Genomic DNA, 26,506 nt, shown 5'->3' with positions numbered 1-26,506 from the left:
GCCCGACACGGCGCCGACGACGCGCGCCGTCCCGGCCACCCGCGAGGCCGACCGCCACCCACGCAGCGCTTCGCCGTTCCACGCCACTTCGGCGGTTGCGTCATTCGCGTCGCGCGGCGCGCCGGCACGGCGTGCCTGCACATGCCGGACACGCTTCGCACGTGCGGCAACGCAATCGGCGACCGGGCGCGTCCGTGCGGCACACACGGACGGTTCCAGCCTGGCGACATGACGCGGGCTGCAAGGGACGGTTCGCAAAACCGCGGGCGGACGAGCGTGCGGTCCGCTGTCGACGAGTCTTCGGTTCGGCTTACCCGAGCAGGTACCGCCCGAAGAACATTCTATTGACGATGGGCGCGCATAGAGGGACGCAGTTCCCTCCTTTCGTGCCATGATGTTGCAGCGCGGGACCCGGTATCGGCCGGCCGCGCTCAGTCGGTGTCCGCGTGTTCCGGCTTGCGCTGCCGCCGCAAGACCTGTGGCGGATGGCCAAAAGCACGCACGAACGACCGCCTCATCCGCTCGGTATCCGCATAACCGGTTTCCCGTGCGATCGTGTCGATGGTCCACGACGAACTCGTCACGAAATCCCGGGCCGTTTCGAGCCGGATGCGCTCGACTGCCTTTGCAGGCGTCAGGCCGGTTTCATCCTTGAAGCGGCGCGTAAACTGCCGCTTGCTCATCCTCGCCACGTCGGCGAGCTTGTCGACGGTCAGATCGGTGCCGAGATTCGCCCGGATGTGCGTGATGACGTCGTGGATCCGATTGCTGCGTGCGGGGTGGTCGATCAGCACGGACGACTGCGGCTGCGACCCCGAGCGCCTCCAGCGCTCGAGCACCAGGTCTTTCGCGACCTGCAATGCGGCGTCCGGGCCGAGATCCTCTTCGAGCATCGCGAGCGCCATGTCCATGGCCGTGCTCATTCCTGCCGAACTCCACAGCGTGCCGTCGCGCACGAAGATGCAATCCTTCTCCACCGATACCGCGGGATAGCGATCCCTGAACCGATCGAGAAACGCCCAATGCGTCGTTGCGCGGCGCCCGTTCAGCAGGCCCGCCTCGGCCAGCAGAAACGCACCGAGGCAGATCGACGCCATGCGTTCGACCTTGCCGGACAGATCGACCAGCAGTTCGCGCATGCGGTCCGTGAGCGGCGGCGTCGACAGTGAAGCGCCGACGAATACCGTGTGCAATTCCGACAGCCGCGCCGGTTGCGTTGATGCGTACATGCCGAACGACGCCTCCACGGGGCCGCCATCCTCCGAGATCACGCTCACTTCATAGAGCGAGCGGCCCGCGCGGAGATTGGCGATGTCGAACACGGACAACGCGAGCAGGCTCATTACCTGAAACTGAGGAACGAGGACAAGCCCAATGCGACGCATATTGACCTCATGCGAATCGACCCCGCCGGCGCATGGCGGCGGGTTCACAACAAACGGAAAAGCGGGCATGCGGCTGTGATCGCGGCATGCCAACCGGCACTCCGGCGATGCTACAAGATTTTCGAGACAGGAAAGAATGGCCATGCTGCGCACATGGCCGCGCGTTCGGGCCGGCCCGTCGCACGACGACTGCCGGCAGGCGCGTGCCGGCGGCCTTCATCTCGCCCGAGCCCGATATACCCCACCGCGCGATCGAGTTGCGCGCGATCGGCGATCGCATCGATCGTCTCCGACGGATCGAGCGGATGCCCGGATGCGAAACGCCACGACGCGCCGGCGCCCGCGCGAGGCGCCGGCTCGTTGCGCGCACACCCATCGCCGCGCCACCTCATAACGATCCGACAATTTATTGGTTCCCTCGCCGATACGCCGTCCGTATCGTTCACCGATTCGTCAGACCAATCGACCAACGGGGGAATCCAACCATGAAACAGATCCGGTCATTCGCGCTGTTCGCCCTGCCGGCCGCGCTCGTCGCCGCCGGCGCCCACGCACAAAGCAGCGTCACGCTGTACGGCATCGCCGACGCGGGCATCGCGTACGTCCACAACGCGCAGAACGCGAACGGCAGCAACGCGTCGAGCCTCGTGAAGTTCAGCAGCGGCAACCTGTCGGGCAGCCGCTGGGGGCTGCGCGGCATCGAGGATCTCGGCAGCGGCCTGTCCGCGCTGTTCCAGCTCGAGAACGGCTTCAACATCGGCACCGGCGCGCTCGGCCAGGGCCAGCGCGAATTCGGCCGCAAGGCCGTCGTCGGTCTCGCGAGCAGCACGTACGGCACCGTGACGCTCGGCCGCCAGTACGATCCGGTCGTCGATCTCGTGCAGGGCCTCACGCAGGACAACTACTTCGGCGGCGTGTTCGCGACGCCGGGCGATCTCGACAACTACGACAACAGCCTGCGCGTCAGCAACTCGGTGAAATACACGAGCCCGCTGATCGCCGGCTTCCAGTTCGCGGCGCTGTACGGCTTCGGCGGCGTCGCCGGCGCGACCGGCAGCGGCCGCACGTACAGCTTCGGCGCGAGCTACGCGAACGGCCCGCTGTCGCTCGGCGCCGGCTTCTTCTACGCGAACGGCGGCACGACGGTCGCGAACGGCGTGCGCACGTGGTCGAGCAGCTCGGACACGCTCTTCAACACCGTGATCAACCAGGGCTTCTCGAGCGCGAAGTCGATCCAGATCGTGCGCGTGGCCGGCCAGTACGTGGCCGGGCCGGCGACCTTCGGCCTCGCGTATTCGAACACGCAGTACGGCGCGGACACGCTGTCGGCATTCAGCCAGAACGCGAAGTTCAACAACGGCTCGGCGTTCTTCAACTGGCAGTTCTCGCCGGCGCTGCGCGCGGGCGTCGGCTACAACTACACGTCGCTGACGGGCCCGGCTTCCGCGCACTACAACCAGGTCAACCTCGGCGCGGATTACGCGCTGTCGAAGCGCACCGACCTGTATGCGCTGTTCGGCTATCAGAAAGCGAGCGGCAACACGCTCAACGCGAACGGGGCGACCGTTAAAGCGGCCGCGTCGGTCGGCTCGTACGGCGTGAACTCGGGCACCGATACGCAGGAACTCGCGATCGTCGGCATCCGCCACAAGTTCTGATCGTCGCGTCGCACGACGATCGTTCCGACAGGCGCGCACCGCCGTGCGCGCCATACCGCAACGCAGCAGGTTCGAAGCCATTACGCCGATTCGCGTCGGGCCGCATAGTAGACCGCGGCTGCCGTGATCCCGAAGACCAGATGAGCGATCAGCGTGATCGCGCCGCGAACCGGGATGAACCACGGAAAGATCGCCGTGAACCCGTACAGGTTCACGCCGTACAGGAGCAGCCCGAACGCGCCGCCCGCGAACAGCGCGGCCACGCACGACAGACTGCGGACCAGCCGTGCCAGCACGGCCGCATAGACGAGCGAAAGCATCGCATGCACGAGCGTCGCCACGCCCATCACCAGCGGATCGAAGCCGCCGGACGGCCCGAGCACGCTTCGCCCCATCACGATCGCGGTCGTGAGGCGCGCGTCGCGGAACAGATTCTGGATGGCGTCATCGCCGGCGATTGCCCAGAGCAGCAATTCGATGACGGTCGATCCGACCGCCGCGCCAAACGCTGCCCAGAGAATCGACACCACACGCGCTTGCTTCAATGCTCGTCCTCATGGCGGCCCGATCGATGCATCAAGCGAACCGCCGTGCAAACCGGCGTACTACGCCCCTTCGCAGTCCGACCAGTACGCAAACGGGTCGCGATGTTTCGGATAGTGCTCGTCCAGCCATTTCAACAGCGTCGCGCGGGCATTGTCCATGTCGGCCTTCAACGACGACGTCGTCAGTTCGTGCACTTCGACGGACTTTTCCCGATCGATCACGAAGCAGTTCCAGTCGGGGCCGTCGAGATCCGGATCGTCGGATGCCTTCGACGACTTGCTCCAGCCGAAACGCTTGCGCGCATCGATGTAGTAGCGCGGATGCACCTTCAGATACGACATCTCGCCGCCCTGCAGGCTGCTCTCGGCGCGCAGCACGTCGCGTTCGTCGACGATCTGCGTGACTTCCGGCAGCCGGCGCGAGCGCCATCCGGCCGGCAGCGTCGCCACCGCGCGGACGCTGTCGTACGCGCCCCACTCGAGGCCCCACGCTTCGGCCATGCGCTTCATGAACGCGTCGGCGCTCGGATAACCGCGCAGCTGGATGCGGGTCGACAGCGTGACTTCCACCCCGCCGCGGCCGCCGGATGCGCTCGACACCTCGTCGTCCGTTGCGAACGGATTGCCCGGACGCGGCGATTCGCGCTTCGCGTCCGTGGGCGCCAGGCCGGAAAAAAGTTGATCCAGCGCCGCACGCGCTTTCGACGATTTGTCTGGTCTATTCATCGGTTCCCTTTTGTGCAAATTTGAACCCGTACTGTCATGGTTGGTGATTGCCCTGCCGTCGGGCAAAGGCTCGATTCCGCTTCACTGCGGCGATCTCGCCGTATTCCGCGGCTGCATTGTAACGATTCGGCGGCCGCGGCCGAGCGAACGTGACAGGCGGCCCGCCACACGCGTGACGTGCGTGCCGAAGCGGTCGCCTGCGCGAACCGCCGGGTGCGCGCTACCGCAGCGCCTTCACCATCCGCTCCATCAACGCGAGCACCTCCGGCCGACTCTCGCCCTTCGCATGCACGAAGTGATAGCTGAGCAGCGAATCGACCTCGTGGCGGCTCACGCGCACGAGCGCACTGCGCTGCAGATACGCATCCGCCAGCGGCGTTCGCGCAAGCGCCACGCCCAGCCCCGCTTCGGCCGCCGCGAGCACGAGGTTGTAATCCTCGAACCGGCGATCCTGCGCACGCGGCTTGAACGGAATGCCGAGCGCGTCGAACCACGTGCGCCAGCCGGTCACGTCGGAATCGTGCAGCAACGGCATGTCGAGCAGCGCGGCGTCGCCCGTTGCGCGGCGCATCCTGGCCAGTTGCGCGGCGAGCCGCGGATGGGCGACCGGATACAGCCGTTCCGGCATGAACGGCCGGGTGTCGAGCCGACGCCAGTTGCCGCGCCCGTACCGGATCGACAGATCCGCTTCACCGCCGGCGATATCCACGTTGCGCAGCTCGATACCGAGCTCGATGCGCAACGCGGGCGCTTCACGCTCGAGCATCTGCTGGCGCTCCAGCAGCCACAGCTGCGCGAACGCGGGCACCACGCTCATCCGGACCAGCCGCGGCGTGCGCGGCGTGCGCCACTGATCGGCCGCGCTGTCGATGATCGCAAACGCCTGCTCGATCCGGCCGACGAAGCGCTGCCCGTCCGGCGTCAGGCGCACGCCGCGCGCATGCCGCTCGAACAGCGCCATCCCGAGCCAGTTTTCCACGGCGGCCACCCGTCGGCTGATCGCGCCGTGCGTGACGCCGGAGACGTCGGCGGCCGCGAGAAACGAACCTTCGCGCGCCACCGTGCAGACCGTCTCGAGGCTCGCGAGCGGCGGCCGCGGGGCCGGCATCGGCGCGGCGGCCACCGGGCGCACCGGCGCCGGACCGTCGGCCCGCCGTGCCCCCGAGCTGTGAGCCATATTCATATCCGGGTGTTGATCTGTGCGCTAGCTTAGCATCTCGCGACGCCGCACCATGGCTTCATGAATACACTTTCGTCACCGACGTCGCGCGGCGCGCGACAACCGCTCATCGCGGCAGCGGCGGTCGCGTTCACGATCGTCTCGTGGGCGTCCGCGTTCCCGTTCATCCGGATCGGCCTGCACGGCCTCGCGCCGCTGCAGCTCGCGGCCGCGCGCTTCGCGACCGCCGCGTTGTTCGTGATCGCGTGGCTCGCATGGCGACGGCCGCCGCTGCCGACGAAAGCCGACGCGTGGCGCTTTCTCGCGTGCGGCCTGCTCGGCATCGCACTCTACAACGCGCTGCTCAATACCGGCGAACAGACCGTGTCGGCCGGCGCGGCGAGCTTCATCGTGAACACGCTGCCGATCTTCACCGCGTTGCTGGCCGCCGTGTTTCTGCGCGAGCGCTTCAATCGCTGGGGCTGGCTCGGGTCGCTGATCAGCCTGGCCGGCATCGCGGTGATCGCACAAGGGCAGCCCGGCGGCCTCGTGCTCGGCTCGGGGAGCACGCTGATCCTCGGCGCGGCGCTGTGTTCGGCCAGCTATTTCGTGTTGCAGCGGCGGCTGATTCCCGTGTACGGCGCGCTGCCGTGCACCGCGTACACGCTGCTGGCCGGCGCGGTGCTGCTCGCGCCGTGGCTGCCCGGCGCGCTCGTGTCGCTCGGCGGCGGGTCGCGCGACACGGCGTGGGCCGTCGTCGTACTCGGCGTCTTTCCCGCCGCGCTCGGTTACGCGACCTGGACCTTCGCGCTCGGCTACTTCGGCGCGGCGCGCGCGGCCAACTTTCTCTATTTGACACCGGCGGTCGCGACGCTGCTGTCGGTGGTGCTGACGGGCGAGCGGCCCGGCATCGCGACGGCGTGCGGCGGCCTGCTGGCGATCGCGGGGGTGGTCGTCGTCGCGTTGCGCGGGCGGTCGTAGCGTGACGTGCAGCGAATTGCGTGGCCGCCGCGACGATCCGAATGTAGAAGCGACGCCGGCCCCAAAAACGCCCCGGGCTTTGTCGATCCGGATGCGCGGTTCGGCCCGTGCAATCGGCACCCATTCGCGGGCGTCATCGAACTTGACCGTTAGTTGCATTACGGCGGCAATCACGCTTGATGAAGCGCGACCATGAAACCGGCTACGCGATGCGCAACCGACCAAACTGTGCAGACAAATCGACCGAACAGTTCCGGATTGACCGCCCATCAGTGTCCATGGCTTCGCCGTGGCGACCGGTCGAATAATGGATGCAGCCGTAAGGCCTACGACAGCGAACCGCAATCCGCGGGCCGCCGCAGCGCGCCGCAGCACACGGAAGCGGGTTCCGATATATTCATACGAATTGCATGGCGTCAGGCGCTCGCTCCCTCGGCCGGGCGGCAAGTCACCCGGCCCGACGCCATGCAAGCGACGCCCATGACGGGTAGCGAAAACCGTCCGATCGCCCCGGCCCCTGGCCGGCCGGTCGAGACGTCAATAGAAAGACATTCAATTCGGAGATGGCAGATGGAACGAAGCACTGTCGGCATGCGCTGCAAACCCCTGATCACCGTTGCACTGGCTGCCGCCGCGTTCGCGGCCGCGTCGAGCGCGATGGCCGACCAGGTCGTGAAGATCGGCAGCGTCGAACCGACGACGGGTGGCATTTCGCACCTCGGCAAGGACAATGAAAACGGCGCGCGCCTCGCGGTCGAGGAAATCAATGCGAAGGGCCTGACGATCGGCGGCAAGAAGATCACGCTGCAGCTCGACGCGCAGGACGACGCGGCCGATCCGCGCCAGGCGACGCAGGTGGCGCAGAAGCTCGTCGACGACAAGGTCGTCGCCGTCATCGGCCACCTGAACTCGGGCACGTCGATTCCGGCGTCGAAGATCTACAGCGACGCGGGCATCGTGCAGATCTCGCCGTCGGCCACGAACCCGACCTACACGCAGCAGGGCTTCAAGACGACCTACCGCGTGGTCGCGACCGATGCGCAGCAGGGGCCGGCGCTCGCGAGCTATGCGCAGGCGAAGGGCGTGAAGAGCGTCGCGGTGATCGACGATTCGACCGCGTACGGCCAAGGCCTCGCGAACGAGTTCGAGAAGAAGGCGAAGGCGCTCGGCCTGAAGGTGCTGTCGCACGACGCGACCAACGACAAGGCGGTCGACTTCCGCGCGATCCTGACGAAGATCAAGGGCGAGAACCCCGACGCGATCATGTACGGCGGCATGGACGCGACCGGCGGCCCGCTCGCGAAGCAGGCGAAACAGCTCGGCCTACGCGCGAAGATCCTGTCCGGCGACGGCGTGTGCACCGACTCGCTGGCCCAGCTGGCCGGCCCGGCGGCCGACAACGTGCTGTGCTCGCAGGCAGGCGCTGCGCTCGAGAAGATGCCGGGCGGCGCGGACTTCCTCGCGAAGTACCAGAAGCGTTTCAACCAGGGCATCAAGTTCGATGCGCCGTTCGCGTATGACGCGGTCTACATCGCGGTCGACGCGATGAAGCGCGCGAACTCCACCGACCCGGCGAAGATCCTCGCGGCGATGCCGGCGACGAAATACGACGGCGTGATCGGCACGACGACGTTCGACGCGAAGGGCGACCTGACGCACGGGATCATCTCGATCTACGGCTACAAGAGCGGCAAGAAGACCTTCCTCGACCAGGTGAAGATGTAACCCGACGTGGCGCCGGCACGACGGGAACGCCACTCGTCGGCGCCGGCGCCGCGCGGGCCGAATGCTGAATCACGGAGACGAAGCATCATGTGTGCAATGGCGTATGCGGAATTTCAACAGGAGTTGAAGAAGGCGCAGTTGACGGCGCGCGAGTTCGCCCGCCTGATCCGGATGAACGAAAGTTCGATCACCAACTATTCGAGCAAGGGCACCGTCCCTTCCCACCTCGCGGTCATCGCGAAACTGATCGGCACGCTGGCCGCGCACGAGATCGATTTCCGGCGCGTGATCCGGCAAATGCGGATCGAGCCGAAACGGCCGCGCGGCGTCGGCGTGTTTCCCGCAGCGGGAAAACCGCGGTCGCGGAAAGCCGCGAAAGCCGCGAAAGCCGACGCCTGACCAGCGCCGGCAGAGGTCGACAGCGGCACGGGGATGGCCGCCCGACGCGCGATCGACGCCTCGTTACACGCCGCGCGCCCCGTACCGCCCTGTCGTCACCCCACCGCCCGCACGTGATCGAGCAGCGCCTGTAACGGATGGCGCATCTGCTTCGACGACAGGCGCTTCACCTGGCTGCGGCACGAATACCCGGTCGCCAGCGCCTCGCCCTCCGCGTCCGCCCCGTCGACGTGCGCGGCCCACGACTGCGCATAGATCGTCTTCGACGTCGCGAGATTGCGCGCCTCGTGTCCGTACGTGCCCGACATCCCGCAGCACCCGGCCGCCTGAACCTGCAAGCGCAGCCCGCGACGCGCGAACACCTGCACCCATTGCTTGCCGCTGTCCGGCGCATTGGTCTTCTCGGTGCAGTGCGGCAGCAGCCGATACGAAACCGTCGCCCCGCCCGCACCGGCTTCCGGCAGCGCATCCAGCAGCCATTCCTGCGGCAGCGCGACCTTCGGCACATCGGCGAGCCCCGTCACCTTCAGGTATTCCTGCCGATACGTGAGCGTCATTGCCGGATCGAGGCCGACCAGCGCGACACCCGAGCGCGCCAGCGCCGCAAGTTGCGTCGCGTTGCGGATCGCGGCCTGTTCGAATGCGCGAAGAAAGCCCTGCACGTGCAGCGCCTTGCCGTTCGGCGCGAGCGGCGCGAGCCACACCTGAAAGCCCAGGCGCGCCGCCAGCTCGATCAGCGTCGCCAATTGGTCGGTATCGAAATAGCGCGTGAACGTGTCCTGCACGATGACGACGCTGCACGCGCGCTGCGCATCGCTCAGCGCGGCCAGCGCGTGCGGATCGGCCGGCTTCACGTTCCATGAGCGGATCACGGCTGCGAGATCGAAGCGGCTCAGCAGCGGGCTGTCGACCATGCCGACGTGGCGCTCGAGCAGCGTCCGCACCCAGCCGGCGCCCATCAGCCCGTTGTACAGCGTGGGCACGCGCGCCATCCACGGCATCGTGAATTCGAGCGAACCGATCAGGTAGTCGCGCAACGGCCGCAGATAACGCTGGTGATACAGCTCGAGAAAGCGCGAGCGGAACTCGGGCACGTTCACCTTGACCGGGCACTGCCCGGCGCACGACTTGCATGCGAGGCAGCCGGCCATCGCGTCGTACACCTCGTGCGAGAAATCGGCGTCGCCATGACGCGCGTGGCGGCTGTTGCGCCAGCGCTCGACCAGCCCGCGCAGCCACGGCTGACGTTTGCGCCCCGCCGCGACGACGTCGACGCCGGCCTGTCCTTGCAGACGCAACCATTCGCGCATCAGCGACGCGCGCCCCTTCGGCGACTGCACGCGTTCGCGCGTCGCCTTCCACGACGGGCACATCGCGTCGTCCGGATCGAAGTTGTAGCACGCGCCGTTGCCGTTGCAATGCATCGCGGTGCCGTAGCTCTGCCACACGCGCTCGTCGATCTGCCGGTCGTGGTCGCCGCGCGTCGGCACCTCGTCGATCTTCAGCAGCCGCAGCGTCGAATCCGGCGGCGTCGCGATCTTGCCCGGGTTGAACTGGTTGTGCGGATCGAACGCGGCCTTCAGTTGCTGCAGCGACGGATACAGCTCGCCGAAAAACGCCGGCGCATATTCGGAACGCACGCCCTTGCCATGCTCGCCCCATAAAAGGCCACCATGGCGCTGCGTGAGTTCGGCCACCGCGTCCGACACCGGCCGCACCAGCGCGGCCTGCTTCGGGTCCTTCATGTCGAGCGCCGGACGCACGTGCAGCACGCCCGCATCGACGTGGCCGAACATCCCGTACTGCAACCCGTGGCCGTCGAGCAGCGCGCGGAATTCGGCGATGTACGCGGCGAGGTTCTCGGGCGGCACCGCGGTGTCCTCGACGAACGGCTGCGGACGCGCCTCGCCCTGCACGTTGCCGAGTAGCCCGACCGCACGCTTGCGCATCGCATACACGCGCTTGACTGCATCGTCGCCGGTCGCGAGCGTATGGCCGAGACGCTCGACGCTCGTATCGGTGCGCAAATGCTCGACGAACGCGCGCACGCGTGCATCGACGTCGTGTTCGTCGTCGCCGCTGAATTCGATCAGGTTGATGCCGAGCGTCGGACGCGCGTCGTCCTGCGGGAAATACTCGGCCACGCTGCTCCACACGAAGTCCTTCATCGCGAGCATCAGCACCTTCGAGTCGACCGTCTCGATCGACAGCGGCTTGAGTTCGAGCAGCGTGCGTGCGTCGCGCAGCGCGTCCATGAAGCCCGCGTAACGCACGTTGACCAGCACCGAAAACTTCGGGATCGGCAGCACGTTGAGCTTCGCCTCGACGACGAAGCCGAGCGAGCCTTCCGCGCCGCACAGCACGCTGTTCAGGTTGAAGCGGCCGTCCGCTTCGCGCAGGTGCGCGAGGTCATAGCCGGTCAGGCAGCGGTTGAGCTTCGGAAATTTCGCGTCGATCAGCGCGGCCTTGTCGTCGCTGATGCGCCGCGCGGTGCGATACACCTTGCCGACGCGGTCCTGCCGCGCGCAGCGGCGTTCCAGTTCCTCATCGTCGAGCGCGTCGCTGTGCAGCCGCTCGCCGCCCATCAGCACGACATCGAGTTCGAGCACGTGGTCGCGCGTCTTGCCGTACGTGCAGCTGCCCTGTCCGCTCGCGTCGGTGTTGATCATCCCGCCGACGGTCGCGCGGTTCGACGTCGACAGCTCCGGCGCGAAGAAGAGCCCGTGCGGCTTCAGCGCGGCATTCAGCTGATCCTTGACGACACCGGCCTGCACGCGCACCCATCGCTCTTCGGCGTTGATTTCGAGGATCCGGTTCATGTTGCGCGACAGATCGACGACGATGCCGTCGGTCAGCGACTGCCCGTTGGTGCCGGTGCCGCCGCCGCGCGCGGCCACCGCGACGTCACGATGCGCGGGCTCGGCCAGCAGCCGGGCCAGCAGTTGGACATCTTCCGCATGCGCGGGGCAGACCACTGCCTGCGGCAGGCGCTGGTAGATCGAGTTGTCGGTGGCCTGCACGGTCCGGTTCGCGTGGTCCGCATGGATTTCGCCGGCGAAGCCGGCCGCCTGCAGCGCGGCGAGAAAATCGCGGTAAACGTTCGCGGACGGGCTGACGGGACGGGGCAACGGGACGATCGACATGGGGCAAAAGCGCAATGTAGGTGGAGCCAGCCGGTTCGCGCGCCAAAACATGATTTTTTGGCAAGTTTCCGCACAACCGGGAATTCCAGTATCTTTGGACATTCCGCAAGAAACAAACGAATTCTCGCCCCGCGAAACTTGCATAAAACTCATGAATTACCGTCGCCTCACCCCGTCGATGTCGCTGCTGCTCGTATTCGAGGCCGCCGCGCGGCATGAAAGCTACACGCGCGCGGCCGACGAGCTGTCGCTGAGCCAGAGCGCGATCAGCCGGCAAGTGCAGACGCTCGAGGATCAACTCGGCGTGCCGCTGTTCCGGCGCGAGGGCCGCTCGGTCAAGCTGACCGAAGTCGGCCGCCGCTACTTCGCCGAGCTGAGCGGCGCGCTCGGGCGCATTCGCGGCGCGACGCTGCAGGCGATGTCGCATCAGGCGGGCGCCGGCTCGCTGCGGCTGGCCACGCTGCCGACCTTCGGCTCGAAATGGCTGCTGCCGCACCTGCACGGCTTCTACGCCGCGCATCCGGGCGTGACCGTGCACCTGCATTCACGGATCGGCGCGATCGATTTCCTCAACGACGATCTCGATGCGGCGATCACCGTCGGCGCGGGCGACTGGCCGGGCCTGCACGCGCACCGGCTGTACAACGAGTTCCTGGTCGCGATCGCGCCGCCCGACACGGGCCGCGGCCGCCAGGCCGACGCGCGCACGCCGGCCTGGGCCGCGAAGCAGACGCTGCTGGGCGTGACGAGCAATCAGCAGGCCTGGGCCGAGTGGTTCTCGCACTATCGGCTCGATCATCGCCAGATGCGCGTCGGCCCGAGCTTCGAGCTGACGTCGCACCTGATCCAGGCCGTGCGCGCGGGAATGGGGATCGGGCTGGTGCCGAAGGTGCTCGTGGAGGACGAATTGAGCCGCGGCGAGCTCGTGTCGATCGGCGACGCGATTACCAGCCAGCGCAGCTATTACCTCGTCTACCCGCCTGGCAACGACACGCTGCCGTCGCTGGTCGCCTTCCGGGAATGGCTGCTGGCGTCGTGCTGACGCGCTGCCAGTAGGCGGACCTCAGGCGCGCCATTCACCGAGAATCTGCTCGGCGAGGTAGTCGCACGGCGGCCGCGCGGACTGCGCGCTGCGTGCAAGCACGACCTCGAGTTCGCCGAGCGACGGCAGCCCGTGGCTCTCCGACAGCTGCAACAGGTGATCGGGCACGCAGCAGCGCGCGAGCGGCGCGATCGCGAGGCCGGCCTCGACCATGCTGAGCAGCCCGAGAAAGCTCGGGCTTTCATACGACATCCGGAACGGAATCTTCCGCCGGTTCAGCGCCTTGATCGCATGATCGCGCGCCATGCTGCCGTGCGAGAACAGCGCGACCGGCAGCGGCCGCTCTTCCCATACGTTCCGTTTCGCCGATCCCGTCCAGACGATCGGCTCGAGCCGGATCAGCTCGCCGGACACGCCCTTGACGCGGGTCAGGCATGCGAGATCGACCGTGTTGTCCTTCAGCATCGGCACGAGCGCGCTGCTCGGCTGGCCGATCACGCGCACCTCCACGCGCGGATGCATCGCGGCGAACTTGCCGAGCACCTGCGGCAGCAGCGACGAGATGTAATCGTCGGGCACGCCGATCGTCACGCGGCCGCGGATCTCCGGACGCACGACCGACGCCCATGCCTCGTCGCGCATCGCGAGCATCCGGCGGCCGTAGTCGGCCAGCATCCTGCCGTCGTCGGTCGCCGTCACGTTGCGCGTGTCGCGAATGAACAGCGGCTTGCCGAGCGCGTCCTCCAGCGTCTTGATCTGCATGCTCACCGCCGACGGCGACCGGTGCACAACTTGCGCGCCCTGCGCGAACGATCCGGATTCCGCAACGGCCACCACCATCGCGAGCACATCGAGGTCGAGCTTCTTCATGTCGATTCAGAAAAACTGATCAATCGATTCAGTTTATCCCGTTTTACTGTTCGCTTCCAGCGCCGGACAATGAACTCCGTCAGCACTCATTCGATGCAGGAAGCGGAAAACATGCACACGTCCGGATCGCTCTACGGGTTTCTCGTCATCGGCGGCATGCTCGCGGTCACGCCGGGGCCGAACATGGTCTACGTGATGTCGCGCTCGATCGCGCAAGGGCGGGCGGCCGGGCTGGTGTCGCTCGCCGGCGTGATGCTCGGTTACCTGTTCTACATGTTCGCCGCGGCGTTCGGCATCACGACGCTGTTCATGAGCGTGCCCTACGCGGGCAGCGTGCTGGGCGCGGTCGGCGCGACCTATCTGCTGTACCTTGCGTGGCAGGCGGTGCGGCCGGGCGGCCGCTCGCCGTTCGAAGTGAAGACGCTGCCGAACGAGCAGCCGCTGCGGCTGCTCGCGATGGGCGCGACGACCAGCGTGCTGAACCCGAAGCTCGCGATGCTGTTCGTGTCGCTGCTGCCGCAGTTCATCGACTACGGGCAAGGCAGCGTGTTCGGCCAGTCGCTGTTTCTCGGCTCGCTGCTGATCGCCGCGTTCGCGTCGGCCAATGGGATGGTCGCGATCTGCTCGGGCAGCCTCGCGAAGTTCCTGCATGGCCGCCCGACGCTGCTGCTCGCGCAGCGCTGGGCGATGGGCGCGGTGCTCGGCGGCCTCGGCGTGGAGATGATGATCGACGCGTCGAAGTTGGCGGGAATCGCGTAAGCGTCGTGCCGCCGCGCGCGTCCGCACGATCGCGGGCCACGCGCCGGCGGCGGGCGGCGTCACGCAGCGATGGCCTGCCGCTGTGCCTCGAGTTCGCGCACGAGCGGCAACACGCGCTTGCCGAAGTACTCGACTTCCTCGATGAAATGCAGGAACCCGGCCAGCACGAGATCGACGCCGATCGCCTTCAGCGCGACGATCCGCTCGGCGATCTGCTGCGGCGTGCCGATCAGGTTCGTGCGGAAGCCGTCGTTGTACTGCACGAGATCCTCGAACGTCGATTTCGCCCAGTTGCCCTCGCCTTCGGGCGACGCCTTGCCGGCCTGCTTCACCGCATCGCCGAACGCGTGCACGGCCTCGACGTGCGCGTGCCGGATGATGTCGTCGAGCACGGCCTTCGCCTCTTCCTCGGTGTCGCGCGCGATCACGAATGCATTGACGCCGATCCGCACGCGATGGTCGTTCGCGGCCGCCTTCGCGCGAATGTCGTCGATCTGCGCTTTCAGGTTCTCCGGCGTATTGCCGTTCGTGAAATACCAGTCCGACACGCTCGCCGCGTTGTCGCGCGCCGCGCGCGAGCTGCCACCCTGGAAGATTTCCGGATGCGGCTTCTGCACCGGCTTCGGGCTCAGCGTGTAATCGTTGAAGCGGTAGAAGTCGCCCTTGAACGTGAAATTGTCCTGCGTCCAGATGCCCTTCAGCGCCTGGATGAATTCCTTCGAACGTCGATAGCGTTCGTCGTGCTCGAGCCACGGCTCGCCGATCGCGGTGAATTCGCCCTTGAACCAGCCGCTCACGACGTTGATCGCGATGCGCCCGTTCGAGATGTGGTCGATCGTCGCGAGCTGCTTCGCGACCACGGCCGGATGCCACGGCCCCGGCAGGATCGCGGCGAGCACCTTGAGCTTCGTCGTCGCATGCAGCAGCGCCTGGCTGAACGACACCGACTCGTGCTGGTATTCGGCGCCGTAGCCGGCCGTGAAGCGGATCTGGCTCAGCGCGTAGTCGAAGCCGGCCACCTCGGCCGTGCGTGCAAGCTTCTGGTTGTATTCGAGGCTCCAGTCGGTGCGCTGCTCGATCGTGCTGACGACGAGGCCGCCGCTGACGTTCGGCACCCAGTATGCGAATTTGACGCCGTCGGCGGAAGGGTCGGGAAGGCTCATGAAGGTGTCCTGGTCGAAGGGGGAACGAAAAAGCGGCTTACGCGGCCGCGGCGGAAAGCGCGTGCGGGCGCAGTTGCGGCACCGCGCGCGCCACGGCGAGCGCGATGCGCTCGCGCAACGCCGGGTTCGCGATCTGGTACCGATCGAAATCGCTTTCGGACGCGTACACGCCGATCGGCAGCGTGCGCGCCTGAAAGAAGCTGAACAGCGGGCGCAGCTGATGGTCGATCACGAGCGCATGACGCTCGCTGCCGCCGGTGGCCGCGAGCAGCACGGGCACGTCGATGAGCGCGTCGTGGCGCACGAGGTCGAACAGGTGCTTGAAGAGGCCCGTGTACGACGCGCGATACACCGGGCTCGCGACGACGAGCGCGTCCGCCGTCTCGATCGCGCGGATCAGCGCATCGAGATCGGCCGGCACCTGCGCGCGCGTGAGCGCGCCGGCCAGCCGGCTGCCGATCTCGCCGAGTTCGATCAGCCGCGTCTCGATCGGCAGCGCGGCGCCGAGCGCCGCGACGATCGCGTCGGTCAGCGCCAAGGTGCGCGACGGCCGCTGCAGGCTGCCCGATATCGCGACGACGTTCAGGGTGTGGCTCATGCAATGCGTTCCCGTGGTGAAGCCGCGTGCCGTGCGGCGATACCGGTTCGGGTCAGCAAGGAGCGTGCCATCGGTTCGGGTGCGTGACGGAAAGGTCATCTGGATCCCGAAATTTTTCGCCATCGCCCAGCAGAAATGGTGCTCGGCCTCATGCGCGACAGTGACAAGCGTTCCCGTTCGTGCGTCACATCGATATTCCGTCACGCGATGAACACCATGCAGCGGGCCTGCTGATGCGCTGCTGATCAGGCAGCAGCGCATCGCACGCGATAGCACCGAATTCGACGACAAGGCGTCACGACACCGCCGCTCGTCCGCGCCATTGCGGGTTCCGCAGCAATCGCGCTTTGGTTATCAGAAATCGATGCTTTTCGCGCGCGGAGAAACGTTCAACACTCTGCTGACCACGCAGCAGCCGGCCCGCATTGCCCGGCCATCCAACGGTTCATCGCCATGACTTCCATTTCCGCATCGCCGCGCCCGCTCAATCTTCGTGTCGTCAACGCTTCCCGCGACCCGGCCGCGCTTCAGGCCGCGGCGCCCGTGCTCACGCAGCCCGAACGTTACGCGCCGTCACGCGCGCACGCGCAGGTGTTCGCCGATCCGCGCTCGCTCGCGCTGCTCGAACAGGTTCGCCGCGTCGCGCCGAGCGACGCGAACGTGCTGATCGTCGGCGAGACCGGCACCGGCAAGGAATTGATCGCACGCCGCGTGCACGATCTCGGCGCCCGGCGCGAGGGGCCGTTCGTCGCGGTGAACTGCGGCGCCTTCTCCGAAACGCTCGTCGACAGCGAGCTGTTCGGTCACGAGAAAGGCGCGTTTACCGGCGCATTCAGCGCGAAGCCCGGCTGGTTCGAAGCCGCGCACGGCGGCACGCTGTTCCTCGACGAAATCGGCGACCTGCCGCTCGCGATGCAGGTCAAGCTGCTGCGCGTGCTGCAGGAACGCGAGGTCGTGCGGCTCGGGTCACGCACGGGCATTCCGGTCGACGTGCGCGTGGTCGCGGCGACCAACGTCGACTTGCAGCAAGCGGTCGCGGCCGGGCAATTTCGTGGCGACCTGTTCTACCGGCTCAACGTCGTGCAGCTCGCGGTGCCGCCGCTGCGAGACCGGCCGGGCGACATCCTGCCGCTCGCGCGCCACTTCTTCGACATGTACCGTGATCGGCTCGGCGGCGGGCCGCGCCGCATCGATCCGCGTGCCGAGCGCCGGCTCGAGGCCCACGGCTGGCCCGGCAATATCCGCGAACTGGAAAACGTGATCCATCACGCGCTGCTCGTAAGCCGTCACGATGCGCTGCAGGACACCGACCTGCAGATCGCGACGCCGTGCCTGCCGGCCGTTGCCGCGCCTGTGGCCGAGTCGTCCGCCGATGCACAGGCGGCGCTCGAACACGCGCTGCGCGACCTGTTCGACGACGGGCACGGCAATCTCTTCGAACGCATCGAGGACACCGTGATGCGCGTCGCGTTCGAATTCAGCCATCGCAACCAGATCCGCGCCGCGCAGTTGCTCGGCGTCAGTCGTAACGTGCTGCGTGCGCGGCTGATTCGCGCGAAGGCGATCGCCGCGCTGAAATAGCGGCATCCGGCGCGCGCCCCGACGCCATGGCGCCATGACGCCATCGCGCCGCGATCCGTGTCGCAACATCCGAACCTGATGTATCGTGGCGCGAAGCGTACGCTTCGTTGCCCGCGCCGCACCAGGTCGCCGTATACGACCGCCCGTGACCGGCAACAGCACACGCACGATCCTCCGCAACACGAAAGCCGTCCGGCGCCCCGTGCGTGTCCGGCCGAGCCCCGTTCACCCGTCCGGAACCGTCGCCATGAAAAAGCTTGTGAACCGCCCGTCCGACGTCGTGCGAGAAATGCTGGAAGGCATCGCGCGGCAATCGCCGCATCTCGCGATCCTCGGCGACGAGCACGTGCTCGTGCGCCAGCCGCTGGCCGAGCCGTCGCAGCGGCCGGTCGCGATCCTGTCAGGCGGCGGCAGCGGCCACGAGCCCGCGCACGGCGGCTATGTCGGCGAAGGGATGCTGAGCGCGGCCGTGTGCGGCGAAGTGTTCACGTCGCCGTCGACCGACGCCGTGCTCGCCGCGATCCGCGCGAGCGCCGGCCCGAACGGCGCGCTGCTGATCGTGAAGAACTACACCGGCGACCGGCTCAATTTCGGGCTCGCCGCCGAGCTCGCGCGTGCGGAAGGCATTCCGGTCGAAACCGTCATCGTCGCCGACGACGTATCGCTGCGCGGCCGCGTCGAACGCGGCCAGCGACGCGGGATCGCCGGCACCGTGCTGATCCACAAGCTAGCGGGCGCCGCCGCCGCGCGCGGACTGCCGCTTGCCCGCGTCGCGAGCATCGCGCGCGACGCGGCGGCCGAACTCGGCACGATGGGCGTCGCGCTCGACGGCTGCACGATCCCGGGCGCCGACAAGTCGGGCTTCAGCCTCGCCGATCACGAAATCGAGCTGGGCCTCGGCATCCATGGCGAGAAAGGCGTCGAGCGTCGCGCGCCGTTACCGGCCGACGCGCTGGCCGACACGCTGCTGTCGAGCATCGTCGCCGATCTCGTGCTCGAGCGCGACGAGCGCGTCGCGCTGTTCGTCAACGGCCTCGGCGCGACGCCGGACATGGAACTCGCGATCGTGCTGCGCGCCGCATTCGACAACCTGACCCGGCGCGGCATCGTCGTCGCGCGCGCGTGGGCCGGCACGTTCCTGTCCGCGCTGAACATGCCGGGCTGCTCGATCTCGGTGCTGCGGCTGAACGACGAGCGCGCGGCGCTGCTCGACGCGCCGACGCAGGCGCGCGCATGGCCGGGCGGCGGCCTCGTGAACACGCAGATTCGCGTGGCCGCGGCCGCGTCGCAGGACGCGCCGCCGCCGCCGCTCGATGCGGCCGGCCGCGCATGGGCCGCGCGCCTGCAACCGGCGCTGCGCGCGGTCGCGCAAACGCTGATCGATCACGAGCAGACGTTGACGGATCTCGATGCGGCAGCCGGCGACGGCGATCTCGGCGCGAGCATGCGCCGCGCCGCGCAGGCGATCCTCGAACTGCCCGACACCGCGTACGGTACGCCGTCGGGTGCATTGGCAGCGCTCGGCGCCGCGTTGCGCCGCGCGATCGCCGGCAGCTCCGGGCCGTTCTATGCGACCGCGCTGCTGCGCGCGTCGCGCCGGCTGGCCGATATCGCCGAGCCGTCGCCGCGCGACTGGGCTGCGGCGTTCCGCGCGGCGGTGGATTCGATCGGCGAACTCGGCGGCGCGCAGGCCGGCGACCGGACGATGCTCGATGCGCTGGCGCCGGCCGTCGACGCATTCGGCCGCGCGCTCGACAGCGATCGCGATCCCGCGAGCGCATGGACGGCGGCCGTCGACGCGGCCGAGCGAGGCGCGGAGAAAACGACGCGCATGACGCCGCGCGCGGGACGGGCCAGCTATCTCGGCGAGCGTGCGATCGGCACGCCGGATGGCGGTGCGGTGGCCGTCGCGTACTGGCTGCGCGCGCTGCTGCCGCACGTGCGGTAACGGGCGCGCGCGGCCGCGTTCAGACGCCTTCGACCAGCACCGCGCGATAGCGCGCGCCGTTGAAGCGGTGCTGGACGACCGCCTGGTATTCGGGGCCGTGATACCACGCGTGCGCGGCCTCCTTCGACGGGAACTCGACGATCACGACGCCTTCCGGGCCTTCACCCTCGAGGATTTCCTGCGGCCCATAGGCGGCGAGCACCTTCACCGGATGGCCGGCAAGGGTCGCGCCGACCTGGCTCGAGTAGAGGTCGAGCTCCTGCTGGTTCTGCGTGCTTTCCCGTGTAAAGACGATGTAGGTCGCCACGATATGCGCTCCTGATCAAGGGTGAAAAAAGGGACGCCACGCGCGGCACAGTCCGAGAAATCCCGCGTGGCAGCGCGCAGCTTACCGCCGTTCGCCGACCGGCGCCGCGCCGAGCCGGCCACGGCCTCCGCGGGCCGCCCGCCACGGCGCGGGAAAACCCCGATCTCCACATCGTCCTATGACATCGGGCAGCGCTAATTGGCGGGATTACTTTGATCCTCGTCGGCGCCCGCCCGGGCGCACGCTGATAGCGAGGACCCCTCATGCGATACGTGCCATCGTGGACTTCCGTTTCCGCCGCCGCGTCCGTTCCGGACGAGACGGCTTCCCGCGGCGACGAGCCGCATAGCCTGCCGCGGGTCGCGATCACGGCCGCCGCGCTCGGTAACGCGACCGAATGGTTCGATTACGGCATTTACGCGTACGGCCTCGCGTATATTTCCGCCGCGCTGTTTCCCGGCAACACGGCCAGCGCGACGCTGTTCGCGCTCGGCACGTTCGCGATCTCGTTCCTGATCCGCCCGCTCGGCAGCCTGTTCTGGGGCCCGCTCGGCGACCGGCTCGGCCGCAAGCGCGTGCTCGCGCTGACGGTGCTGACGATGTCGGGCGCCACCTTGCTCGTCGGCGTGCTGCCGAGCTATGCGACGGCCGGCTGGCTCGCGCCGGCCGCACTGATCGTGCTGCGCATGGTGCAGGGCTTCTCGACCGGCGGCGAATACGGCGGCGCAGCCACCTTCATCGCCGAATACGCGCCCGATTCGCGGCGCGGCCTGTGCGGCAGCTTCCTCGAATTCGCGACGCTCGCCGGCTTCTCGCTCGGTGCGTTCCTGATGCTCGGCTTCGCGCTGCTGCTCGGCGATTCGGCGATGCATGCGTGGGGCTGGCGCCTGCCGTTCCTGGTCGCCGCGCCGCTCGGCCTGATCGGCTTCTACCTGCGCTCGCGCCTTGAGGAAACGCCGGTGTTCCGCGAGCTCGAGGAACAGGCGCACCGCCGCGAGAAAAGCGTCGCCGCCGCGCTGCCGATCCGGCTGCTGCTGGTGCGCTATGCGAAGCCGCTGCTGCTGCTCGGCGGGCTCGTCGTCGCATTGAACGTCGTCAACTACGTGCTGCTCGCGTACATGCCGACCTACATGCACAAGGAACTCGGCGTCAGCGAGAACATGTCGCTGCTGATTCCGTTGATCGGCATGCTCGCGATGATGGTGCTGCTGCCGTTCGCCGGCTGGCTGTCGGATCGCGTCGGTCGCAAGACGATGTGGTGGTTCTCGCTGGTCGGGCTGTTCGTCGCGGCCGTGCCGATGTTCACGCTGATGACGCACGGTCCGCTCGGCGCCTTCATCGGCTTCGCGGTGCTCGGCGTGCTCTACGTGCCGCAGCTCGCCACCATTTCCGCGATGTTCCCGGCGATGTTCCCGACCCACGTCCGGTATGCGGGCATGGCGATCGCGTACAACGTGTCGACGTCGTTGTTCGGCGGCACCGCGCCGATCGTCAACGACTGGCTGATCGGCAAGACCGGCAACGCGCTGATTCCCGCGTACTACATGATGGCCGCCTGTGCGGTCGGGCTGATCGCGCTGCTGGCGGTGATCGAGACGCGCGGGTGTTCGCTGCGCGGCGACACCCTCCCCGGCCAGCCGGGCTGACCCGCGCCCCGGCGGCGCCCGGCTTCCCATAAACGGCATCCATTGCATCGCCCGCCGTCCGGCAACGGATGGCGGGCGATGTGCATTTCGGGCGGCTGAAGCCGCCGCCGGATTGTTGTCGTCCGGACAACACGATGTGCGCACCTGCGGCGCTGTCGGCATGTATCGGCCGTCACTACAATCGCTCACACGCTCACCCTCAACCGGAATCCGGGCGAACCGAAGCGCGATCTTCACGATCGCGCTCGCGAACCGCGCTGCGCCGCGCAGTGCGGATTACCTCACTCGACGAACAGGATTACTGAACATGAACGCACCCATCCGCAACGTCCAGCCGGTCATCGAACCCCTGGGCAACGAAGCTTCGGGCGAGCTCGTTCCGTCCCGCTACGCCGTACGCATCGGCGATGTCGATGTCGTGCTGATCAGCGACGGCGTGCTGCCGCTGCCGACTTCCACCATGTCCACCAATGTGAGCGAAGCGGATCGCAACGCATGGTTCGACGGCCGTTTCCTGCAACGCGACATGTTCGACTGGGCGCTCAACATCGCGCTCGTGCGCAGCGGCGATCGCCTGATCCTGATCGATTCGGGCGTGGGCGACGGCTTCGAATACTTCACGCGCGCCGGGCGCTCGGTGATGCGTCTGGAATCGGCCGGCATCGACCTGGCTGCGATCACCGATATCGTGATCACGCACATGCACATGGATCACGTCGGCGGGCTGAACGTCGACGGCGTCAAGGCGAAGCTGCGCCCCGACGTACGCATTCACGTATCGGCCGCGGAAGTGGCGTTCTGGAAAAATCCGGACTTCAGCAAGACGGTGATGCCGGAAACCGTTCCGCCCGCGCTGCGCAAGGCGGCCGCGACGTTCGTGGAACTCCATGGCGAAAACATCGTGCCGTTCGACCGGACCGTGGAAGTCGCGGCGGGCGTGTCGGCGCGGGTGACGGGCGGCCATACGCCGGGCCACTGCGTGGTCGACATCGCATCGAAAGGGGAGAAGCTGACGTTCGCGGGCGACGCGATTTTCGAAGTCAACTTCGACAATCCCGACTGGCAAAACGGCTTCGAACACGATCCGGACGCGGCGGTCGACGTGCGTCTCGCACTGTTCAACGAAGCCGCCGACACCGGCGCGCTGCTGGCCGCGGCCCATGTCGCGTTCCCGTCCATCGGGCACGTTGCGCGGCACGGCGACGGGTTCCGTTTCGTTCCGGTCGTGTGGGATTACTGAGTGACGGCCGGTAGCCGACGCGCACCGCAGGCGATGCGCTGACGGTTTCCGCGAACCATACCGGCAAAAAAGACGCCGCCGCACTCGCATGCGGCGGCGTCACCTCACGCGCCGGAGCGCGCATCAGCACCGCTTGATAATCAAGCGACGGTCGAAAGATTCCGCTCCGCGACCTCATCCACCGCGTCCTTCACGATCGCGACGATCTCGTCGGCTTCAGCACGCGTCATCACGAGCGGCGGCGCAAACCCGAGAATGTCGCCATGCGGCATCGCCCGCGCGATCACGCCGCGCTGCAACGCGGCAGCCGACACCTGCGCACCGATCTTCAGCGCGGGATCGAACGGCGTGCGCGCGTCCTTGTCGGCCATGAACTCGAGCGCGGCCAGCATGCCGACGCTGCGCACCTCGCCGACGAGCGGATGCGCGCCGAATGCATCGCGCAGCTTCGCGCCGAAATACGCGCCCACTTCCGCAGCGTTGCCAACGAGGTTCTCGCGCTCCAGGATCGCAAGGTTCGCGAGCGCGGCGGCCGCGCACACCGGGTGCCCCGAATACGTCCAGCCGTGCCCCATCGGCCCGTGTTCCTGCGAGCCGCGCGCGATCACGTCCCACACCTTCTCGCCGACGATCACGCCCGACAGCGGCGCATACGCGCTCGTCAGCCCCTTCGCGACCGTGATCAGGTCGGGCTCGATCCCGAAGTGCTGTGCGCCCATCTTCGAGCCGAGACGCCCGAACCCGCACACGACTTCGTCCGAGATCAGCAGGATGTCGTGCTTGCGCAGCACGGCCTGGATCGCGGGCCAGTAGCCGGCCGGCGGTTCGATGATGCCGCCCGTGCCCATCACCGGCTCCGCGATGAACGCGGCGACCGTGTCGGCGCCCTCGCGCGCGATCAGTTGCTCGAGTTCGTCGACGCAGTACGCGACGAACTGCGCTTCGTTCATGCCGGCCGGCGCCTTTCGATACCAGTGCGGGCACACCGTATGCTTCACGCGGTCGATCGGCAGGTCGAAATGCTGATGGAAGCTCGGCAGGCCCGTGAGGCTGCCCGTCACGATGCCCGAGCCGTGATAGCCGCGCTCGCGCGAGATGATCTTCTTCTTGTTCGGGCGGCCGAGCACGTTGTTGTAGTACCAGACGATCTTGACCTGCGTTTCGTTCGCATCGGAACCCGACATCCCGTAATAGACCTTCTTCATCCCGGCCGGCGACCAGTCGATGATGCGCGACGACAGCTCGATGATCGCGTCCGACGCATGGCCGACGTACGTGTGGTAGTACGCGAGCTGCTTCGCCTGCTCATGCATCGCGTCGGCCACTTCGGTGCGGCCGTAGCCGATGTTCACGCAGTAGAGGCCGGCGAACGCGTCGATATATTGCTTGCCCTGGTGATCCTCGATGCGGATGCCTTCGCCGCCGCGCACGATCTTGCCCGGCAGCGCGCCGGTCTCGTGGTCGTACGCGTGCGTCGACGGGTGCATGAAGTGGGCGCGGTCCTCGCGCAGCAGTACGTCGATCGATTTTGTCATGATGTGCTCCTTTGAATGGGTCAGGCCGTCGCCGCGACAGGCAGGCCGAGATTGCCGAGGCAGAAGTACTTGGTTTCGGTGAACGGCTCGAAGCCTTCGGCGCCGCCTTCGCGCCCGAGTCCCGACGCCTTCATCCCGCCGAACGGGATCGGCGCGCCGGTGAATTTCACGCCGTTGACCGACACCATCGCGAAATCGAGCCGCCGCACGAGCTGGAAGATCGTGTCGATGCGCGTCGCGCATACGTACGCGGCGAGCCCGTACTCGGTGTCGTTGGCCGTTTTTACCGCTTCGTCGAGCGTGTCGAACGCGCAGACGGCCGAGATCGGCGCGAAGTTTTCCTCGTCGACCACGCGCATGCCCGGCGCGGCATCCGCGATCACGGTCGGCTCGTAGAACCAGCCGCCGAGCGCGTGCGGCCGGCCGCCCGCGACGATGCGCGCGCCGCGTGCCCGCGCATCGTCGACGCGTGCGACGGTCGCGTCGAACGCGGCCTGATGCATCAGCGGACCGACGTCGACGCCTTGCTCGAACGCAGGCCCCGTCCTCAGCGCGCGCACCGCGTTCGCATACCGTTCGACGAACGCGTCGTACAGCGGTCGCGCGACGAGAATCCGGTTCGCCGCGCAGCAGTCCTGGCCGGACGTCTGGAACTTCGCGCCGACGGCAATCCGCACCGCCTGGTCGAGATCCGCATCCTCGGTCACGATGAACGGCGCGTTGCCGCCCAGTTCGAGCGCGATCTTGCGGATGCCGGCCTTCGCGGCGGTCTCGGTCACGAGCCGCCCGACCCGCGTCGAGCCGGTGAAGCTGACCGCACGCACACGCGTATCGCCGACCAGCGTTTCCATCGCCATCTGCGGCTCGCCGAGCACCACGTTGAACACGCCGGCCGGGAAGCCGGCCTCGTCGGCGAGCTGCGCGAGCGCGAGCGCCGAGAACGGCGTTTCGTGCGCGGGCTTCACGACCACGGTACAACCGACCGCGATCGCGGCCGCCGCCTTGCGCGTGATCATCGCGGCCGGGAAATTCCACGGCGTGATCAGCGCCGCGACGCCGACCGGCTCCATCACGGTGCCGAGATGCGCGCCGTCGATATGCGTCGGAATCGTGCGGCCCGCGACACGTTTCGCCTCGTTCGCGAACCATTCGACGAAGCTGGCCGCATAGCGGATCTCGCCGCGCGCTTCGGCCAGCGGCTTGCCCTGTTCCAGCGACAGCAGCGCGGCCAGATCGTCGACGTGACGCAGGATCAGCGCATGCCAGCGCAGCAATGCCGCGCTGCGTGCGGCCTGCGGCGTCCAGCGCCACGTGTCGTACGCGCGCTGCGCGGCGTCGACGGCACCGACGATTTGCGCGCGTTCGAGCATCGGCACGTGGCCGATCACGGCCTGATCGGCGGGGTTCACGACGGCGACCGTCGCGGCACTGTCGCTGTGGATCCAGCGACCATCGACGTAGCAGGTCGACTTGAACAGAACGGGGTGTCCGGGCAGCATGCTGCGTCTCCTGGTTGGTGGGCACGAACTTCATTGTGTCGCGCCCGCGCATGCGGAAATTTCGGTTTGCACGGCGGGAAATGCCGGTTTTTTCCGTATTGCCGCGCGCCGGCGCGAACTTTTACAGCCAGTCCGGCGCGCCGCCGGAGCCGCACTTCACGACCTTCGTCACGATGTACGTGAAGTAGCGCTCGATGCCGAGGTCTTCCATCAGCAACGCATCGATGAAGCGCTGGTAATGGTCGATGTCGCGCGCGACCACGTGCAGCACGTAGTCGACGCCACCGCCCGTCGCATAGCACTGCGCGACTTCGGGCGCGGCGGCCACGCGATCCTCGAAGCGCCGCATGTCGGGCGCGGTGTGCCGCGACAGCGTCACTTCGACGACGATGCGGCTGCCGGAGAACGCGCCGATCCAGTCGACGTCCGCGCGATAGCCGCGGATCACGCCGCTTTCCTCGAGCTTGCGCACGCGCTCCCATGCGGGCGAAATCGACAGGTTCACGGCTTCCGCGAGCTTCGACTTCGTGATGCGCCCGTCGCGCTCGAGCAAGTGCAGGATCGCGAGGTCGTATCGGTCGAGCTTGATCACGTCGT

At 67.6% G+C, this 26,506-nt stretch carries 22 protein-coding genes; 10 read left to right on the top strand and 12 right to left on the bottom strand.

Features of this window, described 5'->3' with window-relative positions:
- Positions 1 to 431: 431 nt before the first annotated feature.
- Positions 432 to 1,385, bottom strand: coding sequence for a GlxA family transcriptional regulator (locus KR541_RS30230; protein WP_050015617.1), 954 nt, complete (start codon positions 1,383 to 1,385; stop codon positions 432 to 434).
- A gap of 485 nt (positions 1,386 to 1,870) precedes the next feature.
- On the opposite strand from KR541_RS30230, the gene KR541_RS30225 reads away from it, so the two are divergent.
- Entirely contained in the window at positions 1,871 to 3,043 is a 1,173-nt protein-coding gene (locus KR541_RS30225; RefSeq protein ID WP_216090027.1) for a porin, read from the top strand.
- Between the two features lie 80 nt (positions 3,044 to 3,123).
- On the opposite strand, the gene KR541_RS30220 is transcribed toward KR541_RS30225, so the two are convergent.
- The 3 genes from KR541_RS30220 to KR541_RS30210 all read right to left on the bottom strand — a co-directional run bounded on the left by KR541_RS30220 (position 3,124) and on the right by KR541_RS30210 (position 5,497).
- Positions 3,124 to 3,588, bottom strand: coding sequence for a sodium:proline symporter (locus KR541_RS30220; RefSeq protein WP_209924177.1), 465 nt, complete (start codon positions 3,586 to 3,588; stop codon positions 3,124 to 3,126).
- Positions 3,589 to 3,648: 60 nt separating this feature from the next.
- Positions 3,649 to 4,314, bottom strand: a complete 666-nt coding sequence (locus tag KR541_RS30215; protein ID WP_050015628.1) for a hypothetical protein — start codon at positions 4,312 to 4,314, stop codon at positions 3,649 to 3,651.
- Positions 4,315 to 4,534: 220 nt separating this feature from the next.
- Entirely contained in the window at positions 4,535 to 5,497 is a 963-nt protein-coding gene (locus KR541_RS30210; RefSeq protein WP_216090026.1) for a LysR substrate-binding domain-containing protein, read from the bottom strand.
- A gap of 57 nt (positions 5,498 to 5,554) precedes the next feature.
- Here KR541_RS30210 and KR541_RS30205 point away from each other — a divergent pair, with 57 nt between their 5' ends.
- The 3 genes from KR541_RS30205 to KR541_RS30195 all read left to right on the top strand — a co-directional run bounded on the left by KR541_RS30205 (position 5,555) and on the right by KR541_RS30195 (position 8,578).
- Entirely contained in the window at positions 5,555 to 6,454 is a 900-nt protein-coding gene (locus KR541_RS30205; protein ID WP_216090025.1) for a DMT family transporter, read from the top strand.
- Positions 6,455 to 7,024: 570 nt separating this feature from the next.
- Entirely contained in the window at positions 7,025 to 8,179 is a 1,155-nt protein-coding gene (locus tag KR541_RS30200) for a branched-chain amino acid ABC transporter substrate-binding protein (protein ID WP_050015633.1), read from the top strand.
- Positions 8,180 to 8,266: 87 nt separating this feature from the next.
- Positions 8,267 to 8,578, top strand: coding sequence for an XRE family transcriptional regulator (locus tag KR541_RS30195; RefSeq protein ID WP_216090024.1), 312 nt, complete (start codon positions 8,267 to 8,269; stop codon positions 8,576 to 8,578).
- Positions 8,579 to 8,673: 95 nt separating this feature from the next.
- Here KR541_RS30195 and ydiJ read toward each other — a convergent pair whose 3' ends face one another.
- Positions 8,674 to 11,721, bottom strand: a complete 3,048-nt coding sequence (ydiJ, locus tag KR541_RS30190; protein ID WP_050015637.1) for a D-2-hydroxyglutarate dehydrogenase YdiJ — start codon at positions 11,719 to 11,721, stop codon at positions 8,674 to 8,676.
- 151 nt (positions 11,722 to 11,872) lie between these two features.
- Between ydiJ and KR541_RS30185 the strand changes: the two genes are divergently transcribed.
- Positions 11,873 to 12,763: a LysR substrate-binding domain-containing protein gene (locus KR541_RS30185; protein WP_050015638.1), complete on the top strand. Its 891-nt coding sequence runs from the start codon at positions 11,873 to 11,875 to the stop codon at positions 12,761 to 12,763.
- Between the two features lie 21 nt (positions 12,764 to 12,784).
- Here the strand turns inward: KR541_RS30185 and KR541_RS30180 are convergent, their stop codons facing one another.
- Positions 12,785 to 13,633, bottom strand: a complete 849-nt coding sequence (locus KR541_RS30180) for a LysR substrate-binding domain-containing protein (protein WP_050015640.1) — start codon at positions 13,631 to 13,633, stop codon at positions 12,785 to 12,787.
- 111 nt (positions 13,634 to 13,744) lie between these two features.
- On the opposite strand from KR541_RS30180, the gene KR541_RS30175 reads away from it, so the two are divergent.
- Positions 13,745 to 14,392, top strand: coding sequence for a LysE family translocator (locus KR541_RS30175; RefSeq protein ID WP_050015704.1), 648 nt, complete (start codon positions 13,745 to 13,747; stop codon positions 14,390 to 14,392).
- A 59-nt stretch (positions 14,393 to 14,451) separates the two neighbouring features.
- On the opposite strand, the gene sfnG is transcribed toward KR541_RS30175, so the two are convergent.
- Positions 14,452 to 15,555, bottom strand: coding sequence for a dimethylsulfone monooxygenase SfnG (gene sfnG / locus KR541_RS30170; protein WP_216090023.1), 1,104 nt, complete (start codon positions 15,553 to 15,555; stop codon positions 14,452 to 14,454).
- Positions 15,556 to 15,592: 37 nt separating this feature from the next.
- Entirely contained in the window at positions 15,593 to 16,153 is a 561-nt protein-coding gene (gene msuE, locus KR541_RS30165) for an FMN reductase (RefSeq protein WP_050015644.1), read from the bottom strand.
- A 453-nt stretch (positions 16,154 to 16,606) separates the two neighbouring features.
- On the opposite strand from msuE, the gene KR541_RS30160 reads away from it, so the two are divergent.
- Together KR541_RS30160 and dhaL are read left to right on the top strand one after the other, a co-directional pair.
- A complete protein-coding gene (locus tag KR541_RS30160) occupies positions 16,607 to 17,734 on the top strand; it encodes a sigma-54 interaction domain-containing protein (protein WP_080334318.1) in 1,128 nt (375 codons plus the stop codon).
- A gap of 247 nt (positions 17,735 to 17,981) precedes the next feature.
- On the top strand, positions 17,982 to 19,682 hold the full coding sequence (gene dhaL / locus KR541_RS30155) for a dihydroxyacetone kinase subunit DhaL (RefSeq protein ID WP_050015646.1): 1,701 nt from the start codon (positions 17,982 to 17,984) through the stop codon (positions 19,680 to 19,682).
- Between the two features lie 19 nt (positions 19,683 to 19,701).
- Here the strand turns inward: dhaL and KR541_RS30150 are convergent, their stop codons facing one another.
- Entirely contained in the window at positions 19,702 to 19,989 is a 288-nt protein-coding gene (locus KR541_RS30150; RefSeq protein WP_050015648.1) for a DUF1330 domain-containing protein, read from the bottom strand.
- Positions 19,990 to 20,252: 263 nt separating this feature from the next.
- On the opposite strand from KR541_RS30150, the gene KR541_RS30145 reads away from it, so the two are divergent.
- Both KR541_RS30145 and KR541_RS30140 read left to right on the top strand, forming a co-directional pair.
- Positions 20,253 to 21,635, top strand: coding sequence for an MFS transporter (locus KR541_RS30145; protein WP_089490151.1), 1,383 nt, complete (start codon positions 20,253 to 20,255; stop codon positions 21,633 to 21,635).
- A 307-nt stretch (positions 21,636 to 21,942) separates the two neighbouring features.
- On the top strand, positions 21,943 to 22,875 hold the full coding sequence (locus KR541_RS30140; protein WP_050015650.1) for an MBL fold metallo-hydrolase: 933 nt from the start codon (positions 21,943 to 21,945) through the stop codon (positions 22,873 to 22,875).
- A gap of 140 nt (positions 22,876 to 23,015) precedes the next feature.
- Here the strand turns inward: KR541_RS30140 and KR541_RS30135 are convergent, their stop codons facing one another.
- The 3 genes from KR541_RS30135 to KR541_RS30125 all read right to left on the bottom strand — a co-directional run bounded on the left by KR541_RS30135 (position 23,016) and on the right by KR541_RS30125 (position 26,501).
- The gene (locus KR541_RS30135) at positions 23,016 to 24,410 is read right to left on the bottom strand and encodes an aspartate aminotransferase family protein (protein ID WP_216090022.1); all 1,395 of its coding nucleotides are present in this window, start codon (positions 24,408 to 24,410) and stop codon (positions 23,016 to 23,018) included.
- Between the two features lie 20 nt (positions 24,411 to 24,430).
- Positions 24,431 to 25,909 carry an NAD-dependent succinate-semialdehyde dehydrogenase gene (locus KR541_RS30130; RefSeq protein ID WP_213346831.1) on the bottom strand — a complete coding sequence of 493 codons (1,479 nt, stop codon included), beginning with the start codon at positions 25,907 to 25,909 and terminating at the stop codon, positions 24,431 to 24,433.
- A 121-nt stretch (positions 25,910 to 26,030) separates the two neighbouring features.
- Entirely contained in the window at positions 26,031 to 26,501 is a 471-nt protein-coding gene (locus KR541_RS30125) for an Lrp/AsnC family transcriptional regulator (protein WP_050015654.1), read from the bottom strand.
- Positions 26,502 to 26,506: the final 5 nt, after the last annotated feature.

Origin of the sequence: Burkholderia sola, from assembly GCF_905400185.1 — a bacterium.
Classification (GTDB): Bacteria; Pseudomonadota; Gammaproteobacteria; order Burkholderiales; family Burkholderiaceae; genus Burkholderia; species Burkholderia sola.
This window is presented reverse-complemented; position numbering and strand designations above follow the sequence as displayed.